Origin of the sequence: Flavobacterium sp. LM4, from assembly GCF_002017935.1 — a bacterium.
Classification (GTDB): Bacteria; Bacteroidota; Bacteroidia; order Flavobacteriales; family Flavobacteriaceae; genus Flavobacterium; species Flavobacterium chungangense.
This window is the reverse complement of record NZ_MUFW01000002.1, coordinates 218996-232904: the sequence shown is the minus strand read 5'-3', so window position 1 is coordinate 232904 and position 13909 is coordinate 218996. Positions and strand designations below refer to the sequence as shown.

The 13909-nt window shown below is 35.2% G+C and carries 8 protein-coding genes; all 8 read left to right on the top strand.

Annotated features, from left to right (window positions below):
* Positions 1–16: 16 nt before the first annotated feature.
* The 8 genes from BXU10_RS14965 to BXU10_RS14930 all read left to right on the top strand — a co-directional run bounded on the left by BXU10_RS14965 (position 17) and on the right by BXU10_RS14930 (position 13885).
* Positions 17–1636 carry a RagB/SusD family nutrient uptake outer membrane protein gene (locus BXU10_RS14965; protein WP_078228138.1) on the top strand — a complete coding sequence of 540 codons (1620 nt, stop codon included), beginning with the start codon at positions 17–19 and terminating at the stop codon, positions 1634–1636.
* A 346-nt stretch (positions 1637–1982) separates the two neighbouring features.
* The gene (locus tag BXU10_RS14960; protein ID WP_078228137.1) at positions 1983–4292 is read left to right on the top strand and encodes a GH92 family glycosyl hydrolase; all 2310 of its coding nucleotides are present in this window, start codon (positions 1983–1985) and stop codon (positions 4290–4292) included.
* A gap of 188 nt (positions 4293–4480) precedes the next feature.
* Positions 4481–6754: a GH92 family glycosyl hydrolase gene (locus tag BXU10_RS14955; protein WP_078228136.1), complete on the top strand. Its 2274-nt coding sequence runs from the start codon at positions 4481–4483 to the stop codon at positions 6752–6754.
* Between the two features lie 7 nt (positions 6755–6761).
* Positions 6762–7328, top strand: coding sequence for a hypothetical protein (locus tag BXU10_RS14950; RefSeq protein ID WP_078228135.1), 567 nt, complete (start codon positions 6762–6764; stop codon positions 7326–7328).
* A 51-nt stretch (positions 7329–7379) separates the two neighbouring features.
* Entirely contained in the window at positions 7380–9176 is a 1797-nt protein-coding gene (locus tag BXU10_RS14945; protein WP_078228134.1) for a hypothetical protein, read from the top strand.
* Positions 9177–9408: 232 nt separating this feature from the next.
* Positions 9409–10260, top strand: a complete 852-nt coding sequence (locus BXU10_RS14940; RefSeq protein WP_078228133.1) for a DUF4861 family protein — start codon at positions 9409–9411, stop codon at positions 10258–10260.
* A gap of 72 nt (positions 10261–10332) precedes the next feature.
* Positions 10333–11910 carry a glycoside hydrolase family 28 protein gene (locus tag BXU10_RS14935; RefSeq protein ID WP_078228132.1) on the top strand — a complete coding sequence of 526 codons (1578 nt, stop codon included), beginning with the start codon at positions 10333–10335 and terminating at the stop codon, positions 11908–11910.
* 148 nt (positions 11911–12058) lie between these two features.
* Positions 12059–13885, top strand: a complete 1827-nt coding sequence (locus BXU10_RS14930; RefSeq protein WP_078228843.1) for a metallophosphoesterase — start codon at positions 12059–12061, stop codon at positions 13883–13885.
* Positions 13886–13909: the final 24 nt, after the last annotated feature.

Below are 13909 nucleotides of genomic sequence, written 5' to 3'. Positions count from 1 at the left end.
TTTAATTCTAAAAATTATGAAAAATATATTAAAATATTTGGGACTTCCGGTACTTATGGTTGGATTATTCTGGTCTTGTGAAGATCTTGATGTGCCCATTACAACACAACTTACCCCGGAGGTTTTTCCTCAGAACTCGACACAATACATACAAACTACAGGGCCGGTTTATTCTGCTTTCCGAGGTGACTTTGCATTCTCCTGGTGGTGGTCACAATCATTGTCTACAGATGAAGCTATTTTGCCTGCAAGAGGAGGAAACTGGTTTGATAACAGAAACTACATTGCCATGCATTTTCATGATTGGACAGCTGACAACGGCATCATAGGAAGTCTTTGGGACTGGTCATCTAAAGTAATAGGGATCAGTAATCAGACCATTTCAATTCTAAATCAGGCAATGCCGGCAGGTGCAGAAAAAAACACTTTGATTTCTGAAGTAAAAACAATGCGTGCTATCTCTTATTATATGTTAATGGACAGCTACGGAGATGTACCGTTGGATACGCTTTATGGAGATTTTAGCTCTCGTCCTAGATCGAGCAGAACTGAGGTGTTTAATTTTATCGAAAAAGAATTAAAAAAAGCAATTCCTAATTTGAATGCGGCTTCAGGAATTACAACTTACGGAAGACCTAACAAACAGACTGCAAATGCATTGCTTGCCAAATTGTATCTGAATGCTCAGGTATATACAGGAACACAACGTTATAATGATTGTATTGCAGCTTGTGATCAGGTAATTGGTTCAGGATTGTATAATATTGAACCAAGAGCCACTTACCTTCAGATGTTTTATCCAAATAATGGTCCACAAATGAAAGAGTTTATTTTTGCGGTACCTTATGATCCTATTGCTACCACAGTTGGATTTAATGGTCAGATGTATCATGCGCGTTATGATGTACCAAGATCTGAAAGAGCGAAATTTGGTCTTCCTTTCACGCCTAGTGCTCCAAGAAGTACCTTACCTGAATTTTATGCTTATTTTAATGATGCTAATGATATTCGTAACAGACAATGGTTAACAGGTTTACAATACCTGAACGATGGCGTTACTCCGGTAAGAGTTACTACAACAAAAAAAGGGTATGACCAATTCTATACCGGTTCAGATGGTGGTGCAGCTTATACCTATCAGGTAGACCTGACACCTAATATTGAACCTCGCCAAAACGCTACTTTGTTTGATTTAGGAAATGACGAAATTGCATGGAATATGGGATACAGAAATATTAAATTTTATCCTGACAATACTTCCACAAGCCGTAATCAAAATAATGACGTACCATTTTTACGCTATTCAGATGTATTATTAATGAAAGCTGAAGCAATTTTACGCGGAGGTAGCGAAACCTTAGGACAAAATGCTTTAGCACTCGTAAATATGGTTCGTTCAAATCGTACCACTTCTGCAGCATTGAGCAGTATAACACTAGAAGAACTTTACAAAGAGAGATGCCGTGAGTTTACATGGGAAGCATGGCATAGAAATGATATGATCCGTTTTGGAAAGTATGAAGGACAATGGGGATACAAAACAAACACTGATACATATCGTCGTGTTTTCCCAATTCCGACAGGGGCAAGGGTTTTAAATCCTGCTTTAACTCAAAATGAAGGATATCCTCAATAGGACCCAAGGAAAAATAATTGCAGTTAGTTTTAATTATAAAAGGGAGAGGAGAATTTTCTTCTCCCTTTTTATTAAGAAGTTTTTAAAATTTTTGTAAAACTTCATTTTACCCTTATGAATTCACGGACTTTTTTTGCCCCCAAGCTGATTACCAAAATCAGAATTCTAATGCAGAACAATTTAGAATATAAGTTGTTATGCAAACCTAATGTTGATTGAATTTTCCTGAGAAATAGGCAAAGTACTTTTCTCAGGTAATTCTTCAATACTGTATTTTAAAATCAATCGGTCATTAAAATTATTCAGCATAAAACAAATAGGTTGTTCTGACAATACAAAGACGATAATGAAACTAAATAAAATTTATAAAATTGGACGCATAGGAATAAGTTTAATTCTTATTTTTTTAGTGTCATGCAAAGCTGAAAAAAATACTTCCGCCAATAAAAATAAGGCGCTAGATATGGTTTATCCTTTGTTGGACACTGAAAATTCAAGATGGTTTTTCTTTTCTTCCGCCAGTCGTCCGTTTGGAATGGTAAATTTGAGTCCCGATACGCAAATTAATGGCGATTGGGGAGGTGGATATAAGTACACAACAGATACAATAAAAGGTTTTAGTCATATCCACGAATGGCAATTATCCGGAGTTTCAGTTATGCCGGTTACTATTTCGCCAAAAAATAAAGAAAACATTTTTACCGATTTTTATTCTAAATTCAGTCATCAAACAGAAAAAATAATTCCTGGATACCATTTGCTGAAATTAGACAGATATCAGATCACTACAGAATTAACCAGTACAAAAAGAGTTGGTTTTCATAGATATACATTTCCGGATTCAGCTGAAAAAGCAATTTTGTTTAATTTGAATACTATTTTAGGTCCTTGCGAAAATACGAATGGAAAATTGGAAAAAAACAATGATCAGGAACTATCAGGCTCATTAGTTTTAAGCACTAATTTCAGACGTCCAAAACCTTTGACTGTATTTTTTAAAGTTAAATTTAATGAGCCAGTAACCTCAATAGAACAAAATATAACTACAGGGAATTATTTGGTGAATTTTGGAAAATCAGACAAACAAATAATAATGAAAGTCGGCATTTCATATACTTCAATTGAAAATGCGGCTATCAATATGGAAAAAGAATTACCACATTGGGATTTTGATAAAGTGGTAAGCGATTCAAAAACAGAATGGAATAATTTGTTGGGCAGGATAAAAGTTGAAGGCGGAACACCAACAGATCAAAGAAGATTTTACACCGACCTCTGGCATGCCCTTCAGGGAAGAAAAATGATCAGCGATGCAAACGGTGCTTATCCGGATAACTCAGGAGAAAAATTCAGAATAGGACAATTGCCTTTGGATTCAAACGGAAAACCAAAATTCAATCATTACAATTCAGATGCTTTTTGGGGAGCACAATGGACTATTAATACACTCTGGGGACTTGCATATCCTGAAATAATGGAAGAGTTTGTACACTCATTAATGCAATATTATAAAGACAGCGGCATGATTCCGCGTGGTCCTTCGGGAGGTGATGACACGTTTGTAATGACAGGTGCATCAGCTACCCCCTTTATTGTAAGTGCTATCCAGAAAGGATTGGTAAAAGAGAATCTGCAAGAAATTTATACCGCACTCAAAAAAAACCATATGCTAAATGGTATTATGGGAAAAGCCGGATATGAACACAATACAGACATTGGAGGCGGTTTAAAATATTATTTAGAAAAAGGCTATGTTCCGTATCCGCTTCCGGATGGAAATTTCGGAAGTCATCAGGACGGAGCCAGTCAGACTCTTGAATATGCTTATCAGGATTGGACTTTGGCACAATTGGCCAAAAAGTTAAACCTTCAGGAAGATTACAATTACTTTATCGGCAGGTCTAAAAACTATCAAAACGTTTTTGATAAAACAACAGGATGGATGCGGCCTAAAAATGTCGAAGGAAAATGGCTTGATAATTACGATCCTTATAAATACGAAAACGGTTTTATAGAATCAAACGGTGCTCAGGCGACCTGGTTTGTACCACATGATATAAATGGTTTGGCCGAACTAATGGGCGGAAAAGCTAATGCAGCTTCAAAATTAAACAGCCAGTTTGATACTGCCAAAAATTTAAAATATACTTCTGGAAATTCTCACGATGCAGAATTACATCCTGAATTTAGTCGAATTCCAATTAATTTCGGAAACCAGCCATCGATGCAGACTTCTAATATTTTTAGTTTATTAGGAAGACCGGATCTGACACAATACTGGACAAGAAATGTTGTAAAAGAAACTTTTAGCGGATTAGCTCCGTCAACAGGTTACAATGGAGATGAAGATCAGGGACTGATGGGAAGTTTAAATGTACTGCTAAAAATTGGTATATTTCAAATGAATGGCGGAACCGAGGAAAATCCAGTTTACCAGATCGGAAGCCCAATTTTCAATAAAATAGAAATTGAGCTGAATCCAAAATATTATACAGGTAAAAAGTTTATAATCAATGCTCATAACAACAGCTCGGAAAACATTTATATAAAGGAAATAAAATACAATAATGCTCCTGTAAACGATTATAGTATTTCTCAAGAGAAAATTACCGGTGGGGGAGAGCTAATTTTAGAAATGTCGAGTACATCCAAGTAGTAATATTAAATTTAATCTGATGGTCATTCTGAGTTAGTCGAAGATTTTTTACCACGAAAAAACTTCGACTCTCATGCTGACATACTACTATCATTCTCAGTTTATCATCAAATGATTTTGAGTCCGGTTTACAGGAAAGTAAACCTCCAAAAAATGCAAAAAACAGTGCTAAAGAAATAAAATAAACAATGAAAATATATCGCAAAATTATACTTTTAGGGATATCATTATTCTTTACAATTACCATAAATGCCCAACAAAAAGTTCACACTTATGTAGATCCAATGATCGGCTCTGAAGGAGATGGGCGGGTTTTTATTGGTCCCTCATGTCCTTACGGAATGGTTAAACCAAGTCCGGATTGTACGGTAAGCCCTAATAGTGGCTGGCTGCCATTGCCTAAAGAGGTTACAGGTTTTAGTCAGGTTCATGTGAGCGGAACCGGTGGAGGCCCTAAATACGGAAACATACAAATTATGCCTTTTTCCGGATCTTTAGACAAATTAGACCAAACTTCACACAGAGCAGAAGAAAACGTAAAGTTGGGGTATTATGAAACCGTTTTCAAAGAAAATCAAATAAAAACAGAAATAACAACAGCCGAAAAAGTTTCTTTCTATCGCATAACCTATCCAAAAAATGCATCAAAAGAATTAAAAATTGATCCGGGATTTTTTTTAGGAGAAAATCCGGAACCCAATGCAAGAGAGTCACAGCAATTTGTAGGTTCCCAGATAGAAATTGTTTCAGATACTGAAGTCCGCGGATACAGCAGAATCAGAGGTGGCTGGAATAACGGACGTGCTTATACCGTTTACTTTTGGGCAACATTTGACCAGCCTATTGCAAAATATGTTACATGGAAAGACGGAAAATTTTACAGCAGCCAATCTGCTCAGTTTGATTCAGGTAAAAAGACTGGGGCTTTGGTTTCTTTTGGTGCAGCAGGAAAACAGGAAGTCAATATTAAAATTGGAATCTCGTTTTTAAGTGAATTAAAAGCAAAAAATAATATCGAAGTCGAAATTCCGCATTGGAATTTTAATACCGTTTTAGCTGATCTGGAAGGTAAATGGGAGCAATTACTCAGTCGTGTTAATCTTTCTGACGATACTTCTGAGAAATATAAAAAAATGTTTTACACAGGTTTGTATCACACCATGATAATGCCTGTTAACAGAACAGGAGAAAATCCGTTATGGACAAATGATGAACCTTATTATGATGATTTTTACTGTATTTGGGACACTTTCAGAAGTTCGAGTCCTTTAATTACGTTAATTGACCCGAAACGTCAGGTAGAAATTGTTAATGGGATGCTTAATATTTACAAACGCGAAGGCTATTTACCCGAAGGAAGAAGCGGTAATGATAATGGCCGTACCCAAGGCGGTTCGAATGCTGAAACTGTACTTGCTGATGCTTTCGTAAAAAGTTTAAAAGGAATAGATTATGAATTAGCATTAAAAGCGATGCTTAAGGATGCAACAATACCGCCCGGTGGAAATGAAGAACGAGAAGGAAGGGGCGGTTTATTAGATTATTTACGTTTGGGTTATGTACCGTTTGGTACAGATCGTGCCGGAAACCGTACGATGGATTATGCCTACAATGATTATAATATTGCCACTGTTGCCAAAGGTTTAAATCATACCGAAATTTATAATCAGTATATCAAGCAAGCTGATAACTGGCAAAATTTATGGCGTCCGGATTATGAAAATAATGGAGCCAAAGGTTTCATTATGCCAAAAGACGCTTCCGGAAACTGGCTGGATGACGTTGTTTTTGGAGAATCAAAAATTCAGAAACCAACCTATAAATATACGCCAACCATTACAGAATCTCCTTGGTATGTTTGCCATTGGTGCGTGTTTTTTTATGAAGGAACATCATGGGAATATTCGTTAAGTGTCCCGCATGATATTCCGGCAATTGTTGCTAAATCAGGCGGTGAAGTAGCTTTCAAAAACAGACTAGATACTTTTTTTGATACCAAATTGTATGATGTATCGAATGAACCTTCCTTTTTGGCACCTACAATGTACCACTGGATCGGGAAACCGTATTTAAGCAGTGACCGCATCAGAACGATTATAAAAGATAATTTTAATACATCACATGAAGGTTTGCCCGGTAATGACGATTCTGGAGCGATGTCTTCCTGGCTTGCTTTTCATATGATGGGATTGTATCCAAATGCCGGTCAGCCGTATTATTTATTAAATACACCATTAATTAAAGGAATCACTTTGCAGTTGGAGGAAGGAAAAACTTTTAAGATTACAACCAAAAAGCTGAGCGAAAAAAATAAATATATCAAAACTGCTTTATTGAACGGAAAAACCTATAATAAAGCCTGGATTTTGCACGATGATATTGTTAAGGGAGGAGAATTGGTCCTTGAAATGGATTCGAAGCCTTCTGCCTGGGGAACTACAATTTTACCACCAACAAAATAAACTACCAATGAAAAATGCAATCTTTACTGTTCTTTTGTGTGGAATATTTCAAATGGTAACCGCACAAAATTATATTCCAACAATTAAAAACAATACAGAATTACATTATATCTGTAAGCTGCACGGTCAAACCAGAACTCTAAAACTGACGTCTAAAACAGATAATAATAAACTGGTTTTAGATCTGGACACAAGAGGTGTAAAAAGCAGTATTATTACCTTGCCGGAAGCATTAAAAAACGGTACTGAATTAAGCTATAACCAGGGAGAATCTGAACCCGTTTTGAACTTAAAACCAACAGAGACTTTCTTTATGATTTCGCAGTCGGCTTATCAGGAATTATTAAAAAATAATAAATTCATTTACAACAATACCACTTATGTTTTAGATCAGAATTCAGAAAACAGCAATGTGTTGATTGAAGGAAAAACGGTTGATACCTTACATGTAATTGCACAAATTGATGAAACCGAAATGTGGATCGTAAAAAATCCGGAGTTTCCTTTAATCTGTAAAATAACCAAAAATCCATTGGGTATCAATTGGGCATTAGTAAAAGTCGTAGACAAGTAGTTTGATTATAATTTCAGAAGTAACTAAGTTGAATAATAAAAAAACAACAGCATGAAAAATCAAATGAGTCGTGGAGAATTTATTAGATTATCAAGCCTCACATTAGCAGGAGCTCTGGTTAGTGATATCGTTTTTGCAAATGATATGCTATCTGATAACAGCAAAGTTAAAGAAGATACAGAGTTAATGAAAAAGCTCATTTTGAACAATGACGCAAAAGTTAAATCTATATTGAATAAACCACCGTTTGATTCTGCTATCAAACTCAGTAGTTTTCGTGGTGTTGCAAGTTCAATAACCATTATGACTGCTTCAATGTCTAATTCAGATTCAGAATATTATAAATCAAAAATACTGGCTGAAAAACTGAATGAGGCAATAGACTTTTTGTTAAAAGAACAATACAGGGACGGTACCTTAGACGCAGGAGGAAACAGGCAATCTCCACCGGATACTGCCTTTATTCTGGAATATATTTGTCCGGCAGCAGCAATATTAAAAAATAATAAACAAGCTGATCTAGTTCAATTAAAGGATAAATTGAAAAAATTTATTCTGAATGCAGGCGAGGCTATGGTTACCGGAGGAGTTCATACCCCTAATCACAGATGGGTGATTTGTGCTGCTTTGGCCAATATTAATTCGTTGTTTCCTGATATCAGATATGTGCAAAGAATTGATGAATGGCTGGCCGAAGGAATTTATATGAATCAAGACGGACATTATGCTGAACGAAGCGGAATTTACTCTGCCGTGATAGATAAGGCATTAATTACGATGTCCAGATTGTTAAACAGGCCGGAGTTATTAGAGATAGTAAATAAAAACCTGACTACTTATTTTTATTATACAGAACCAAACGGTGATTTGGTTACGGTTGATTCAAAAAGACAAGATCAGTTTATGGATTTAAAGGTGACGAACTTTTATCTCCAGTATCGTTATATGGCAATCCTGACAAAAAATCCAATGTTTGCGCACATGGCAAATCTGATTGAAAATCTTCCGGCTTTTGCCACAGATATTTTATCAGGTTCGCTTGCTTTTTTTATGGAAAATGAAGAACTCAGAAAAAAAATTACTGTTGACACCACGGTTGTAAATGATTTCGAAAAGTTTTTTGCCATTTCAAATCTGGCTAGAATCAGACGTGGCAAAACATCTGTAACCTTATTTGGCGGAAATGACAAACCGGTAATGATTGTTTCAGGGAGATCTTCAAATCCGAATTTTTTAATGTATCGAAAAGGGGATGCTATACTTAAATATATGCGTCTTTCTACCTCATTTTTCAGAATGGGCTATTTCAGTAGTGATGGAATTGTAAGAGAAGGAAATAAATACATTTTGAAGGAAACCAAAGAAGCCGATTATTATCAGCCTCTTGCTGAAGAATTTCGAAAAGCAGATGGCGATTACAAATTATCAGAGTCACCTGACGGACGTTTTTGGAATAAAATGGATTTTGATTCCCGTATAAAAAGCAACGTAAAAACGCAGACAACTGTCATTGAAATCGCAGAAGATAACGGGACATTAAGTCTTGATTTTAAAGTAGACGGTCCTCCAAATGTAGAAGTAACCATAGAAATGTGTTTTAAAGAAGGAAGCAATATAACCGGAGCAACATTGGATGAAAAAAAGAATTATTTTTTGAAATCCGGACAGGGAGTACTCTTTGTAGGATCAGACAGCATACAATTTGGTCCCGGAAAATGTGAACATTTAAACATAGAAAATCTGGATAGTGAGGAGTATACGTATCATCAGGGAAGTTTACGAACAAACGGTGAACATGTTTACATTACAGGATTTACGCCATTTCATCATAAAATGGTAATTTCTTAAATATTTAACTTGTTTGATTTAATTGAAAGCATATGTCATCCTGAGCGGTGTCGAAGGCTTATGAAATTTAGTGGCTTCGACTGATTTTATCCTAAGCAAAGCCAATGGACTCAGGCTGACATTCATTTTTAATTCCACTAAACGAGTTAATATTATAAAAAATGTTGCTGTATTATTAAAAGGTTGTTTTATTTTTACGGAAATTAAATTAATCTTATAAATAATTGAAATTATGAAATTATCATTTTTAGCTGCTTTGCTGTTTTGCTGTATTGGTTTTGCACAAAATAATACAGACACCAGTTTGTATATGAAGTCTGATAAAATAACGTATTTAACAGATATAGGTTCAGAATCAGGAGATTTGTACAAAACAATCGGGCATCACGGACCGGCAATTGAAAACGAATGGATGGCATTGAGAATCTATTTTAGCGATAAAGTGGCTATTGATGTGTACAATAAAGCAAAAGCAGGTTTAGAACTGAAAAAAGCTAATTGGTATCCAACTCCTGAACAGCAAAAAGAAGGATGGGGAGCTGATTATTATAAAGTAGCAGCAACCAGTGGTTTAGGCGGTGTAAAGCTTTGGGACGGTGAAAAAGTGGTGCCATTGAATCCTGTTACAAACCGTTTGGCTCGTGTTGGAAAAACAGATACGACTTCATGGATGGAAATGATTTCAAGAGGAGTGCCATACAAAGGAAAAAAAGTAGATATTTTAGTTCGTGTTACTGTATTTTCAGGAAAAAGAGAGGCAAAAGTGGAAGCTTTTAGCTTAAATGGAGAAAAAGTACAATTTGTTACCGGAGTAAATTATTTTAAAGATTTTCAAACTAAAAAAGGAACTAATTACATCGCCGTATGGGGAAAACATCCTGAAGATGTAGCAGCAGAAATCGTTGAAGTTGGTGCTGCTATCATGTACAATCCTAAAGATTATGTAAAAACGAATGACGATGGAACACAATATTTGTTAATTTCTAAACCAGCAAAATACTTAGAAACAAAAATTATATCCTCTTGCGCAAGAGAGACAGAACTTAACACTTTAGATAAATTAGAAGCTTACATTAAAAAGTAAGATTTCTTTATTTTTTTACAAGCAGTTTTAGTTTAATTTTTTTGTTTGACGGTATTTTCTAAAAGAATAAAAATGTCAAAAATTAAACTAAAACTGTTTTTTATTTCCTTAATAATCCATCTTTTCGCTTTTGGTTTTGAGTCGAACGCACAAAAAGCTCAAAAGGATTTTTCAATTACGAGCTATGGCTCCAAAGCAGACGGAAAAACGATTAGTACCATTGCAATCCAAAAAGCAATTGATGCCGCTTTTAAAAATAAAGGAGGCCGTGTAGTTTTTCCAAAAGGAAACTTTTTATCCGGAAGTATTATTCTAAAAAGCAATGTAACCTTGTATTTTGAAGAAGGATCGGTATTGCTTGGAAGTACAAATCCGAAAGACTATCCTAATATGACTTTTGAAGGAAGACCTGATTCTCCCAAAAAAGATGACAATTCCCAAATGGCTTTGATTATTGCTCATAAAGCCAAAAACATTTCACTAAAAGGTAAAGGAACAATTGATGGTCAGGGTTTACAACTGGCTTTGAATATTGACAGCCTTCATCATGCCGGTATCGCAGTAGATCCTAAATACAGCCTTCGCAGAAACAGGCCAAACGAAACCATGCGGCCAAAACTATTTCGTTTTTCCCAATGTGAAAATATTACAATTGAAGGATTGAATGCAGGAGAAGCCTCTTGTTGGGGATTATCTTTTGAATTATGCAAAAACCTCGTTTTGGATAATCTCAAAATAATAAACCGTTCCTATTGGAACAATGACGGAATAGATATTACAGATTGTAAAAACGTAATGGTAACCAACTGCGATATAAACGCTGCCGATGACGGAATATGTTTAAAATCTTACTACCCGGGGTTTTATAATGATTCGGTTTATATTGCCAATTGTACCATCAGATCCAGCGCCAGTGCTATAAAATTTGGTACCGCTTCTTTTGGCGGATTCAAAAACGTTACCATTAGAGACATTAAGGTTTATGATACGTTTCGTTCTGCCATTGCAATAGAATCTGTTGACGGTGCTTTTATAGAAAACATTGAGGTTTCAAACATAAATGCCATTAATACAGGCAATGCTATTTTTATACGTTTAGGAAATCGAACCGGAGATAAACCCGGAACTATAAAGAATGTTAGCATAAAAAACATAAAAGTACAAATACCTTTTGATCGTCCGGACATTAATTATGACCTGAGAGGCCCTGAAGTTGATTTCTTTCATAACCCTTTTCCATCATCGATTGTGGGTTTGAAAGGGCATAATATTGAAAATCTAGTTTTGGAAAACATCGAAATCAAGTATCCCGGAAGATCCTCAAAAGGAATGGCGTATATTCCGCTAAACCGTTTGAATCAGATTCCTGAAGCTGTTCAGGATTACCCTGAATTTTCTATGTTTGGTGAACTGCCTGCTTATGGATTGTATGTAAGGCACGCGAACGGAATAAGTATGAAAAATATCAAACTTACATTAGATGATTCTGATTTCAGACCGGCGTTTGTGTTTGATGATGTTCAAAATGTAAAAATGCAGGAAATAAATCTTCCTGAACAAAAGCACAAACAAATCGTTTTTAAAAATGTAGTTTCAGCAACGCTGGAAAATCAGTTATTGGGACAAAAACTTGAAATAGAGGGTAAGTAAGAAACGTTTTGAAAAAATAATATATATACGATTTAAAGGTGGCATCATGACATTTTTAATATTGGCAAGTATGTGTTTTAAAATTAGTGAAACGCCTTTTTTAAGTTTAATAAATCTATGTTTCTATGTGTTAAATAAAAAAAGTTATATGTTAAGAATATTCGTTTTTGTACTGTTTCTCCTTTCACTTTCTGCCTGTAAATCACAGCAGACAAAAACAAAAAATGTGCAGATCGCTTTCATATCCGATGCTCATTTACAGGATATTTTTGCAAAATTTGAAGACAATAATTATCAGGGAATCCAAAATCCGGTGACCGGGGAATATGCCAATATCAGGACAATGAATGCCCAATTGCATTCCACCCGAATATTCAATGAAAATTATTTTGCCTTTCTGGAAGCCTTAAATGATATTGCAAAAAGAGGAATCAAACAAGTTGTTCTTCCGGGTGATTTTAGTGATGATGGGCAGCCGGTTCATGTACGCGGATTGAGGAAAATATTAGATGAGTATTCGAAAAAATACGGTATGTCATTTTTTGTAACCACCGGAAATCACGATGCTGTAAAACCTTTTGCTCAGGAAGCCGTTAAAACCGATTTTTTGGGGAAGGAAGGAAAAGAACAAATTATCAGCAGTTCTAAAAACAACCTGACTAAACATGAAAATCAGTTAGAACCCATCATTACGGCAGATATTAAAAACTGGGGATACAAGGAAACCTTGAATGAAATGCAGGCCTTTGGATTCTTTCCACAAAAAAACTATTTGTATTGGGAAACTCCATTTTCAGATTATAATTATGAAAGTTATAACTTCGAAAAAGCGCTGGCAGAATCTGATTTAGCAAAAAGAACTTATCCTGTCAAAAATACCAATTTATTTCTTCCGGATGCTAGTTATCTCGTTGAGCCCATAAAAGGAGTCTGGCTATTGGCTATAGACGCCAACGCTTATGTCCCGAATGAAAAATTATCCGGTCTGCCGAATGATCCGCATGATTTTTCAGGAGCCAGTGTTGGTTATAATAATGTGCTTATTTATAAACAACATTTGATCAACTGGGTTAAAAAGGTTGCTGGGGAAGCAAAACAAAAAGGAAAAACCTTAATTGCCTTTAGCCATTATCCGATGATTGATTTTAACGATGATGCATCGCCAGAATTAAAATTACTTTTTGGTTCGAACAAATTGCAATTATCAAGAGTTCCAAATGAAGAAGTAGCCCAAATATTTGCCGATGCCAGAATTCAGGTTCATTTTGGCGGACACATGCACATCAACGATACCGGAGTGCGAACTACTTCAAACAAGAATACATTATTTAATATCCAGACACCTTCACTGGCGGCTTATATGCCAGCTTATAAAATACTTACTATTCATAAGGATGCTATTCTTGAAGTACAGACTGTGGTGATTGGCAAAGTTGCAAAGTTTAATAGTTTGTTCCCTTTTTATAATGAGGAATATGCTCATTTACAAAATATAAAAAGCAACACTATTTGGAACAAAGAAATTCTTAATACAAAAGATTATGAAGACTTTACAAAATGGCATTTAAAAGAATTGGTGAGGCTTCGTTTTTTGCCTGAAGATTTTCCTGTTGAATTTTCTACATCACTTTTAAAACTTTCAGGAGCAGATTTATTGTATATAAATAAAAATAATGCAGAAGTTGACACACAAATTAAAACAAATTCACTGGTTCTAAAAGATTTCGAATCCTGGACAGGTTTTGATATGATTTTCGATTTCTACCGATTGAAAAATGCTGATGAATTAGCCATTCCTGAAATTGGCTCCAGTAGATTAAAACAGTACAAAATGGTTTGCGGACAATTAGAAAAATCCGGTAATGAAAAATTGGTTTTATGGGCAAAAATATTTCTGAAAACAATGAATGGTAAACCTTCAAATCATTTTAAGATTAACTTAAAAACAAATCAGATTGAGCGCATAAATCCTTAAAATTTGTTAACTTTATTTTAACCA

Coding starts and splice junctions, on each gene's coding strand:
- BXU10_RS14965 (WP_078228138.1), top strand. CDS start 17: ATGAAAAATATATTAAAATATTTGGGACTTCCGGTACTTATGGTTGGA.
- BXU10_RS14960 (WP_078228137.1), top strand. CDS start 1,983: ATGAAACTAAATAAAATTTATAAAATTGGACGCATAGGAATAAGTTTA.
- BXU10_RS14955 (WP_078228136.1), top strand. CDS start 4,481: ATGAAAATATATCGCAAAATTATACTTTTAGGGATATCATTATTCTTT.
- BXU10_RS14950 (WP_078228135.1), top strand. CDS start 6,762: ATGAAAAATGCAATCTTTACTGTTCTTTTGTGTGGAATATTTCAAATG.
- BXU10_RS14945 (WP_078228134.1), top strand. CDS start 7,380: ATGAAAAATCAAATGAGTCGTGGAGAATTTATTAGATTATCAAGCCTC.
- BXU10_RS14940 (WP_078228133.1), top strand. CDS start 9,409: ATGAAATTATCATTTTTAGCTGCTTTGCTGTTTTGCTGTATTGGTTTT.
- BXU10_RS14935 (WP_078228132.1), top strand. CDS start 10,333: ATGTCAAAAATTAAACTAAAACTGTTTTTTATTTCCTTAATAATCCAT.
- BXU10_RS14930 (WP_078228843.1), top strand. CDS start 12,059: ATGTTAAGAATATTCGTTTTTGTACTGTTTCTCCTTTCACTTTCTGCC.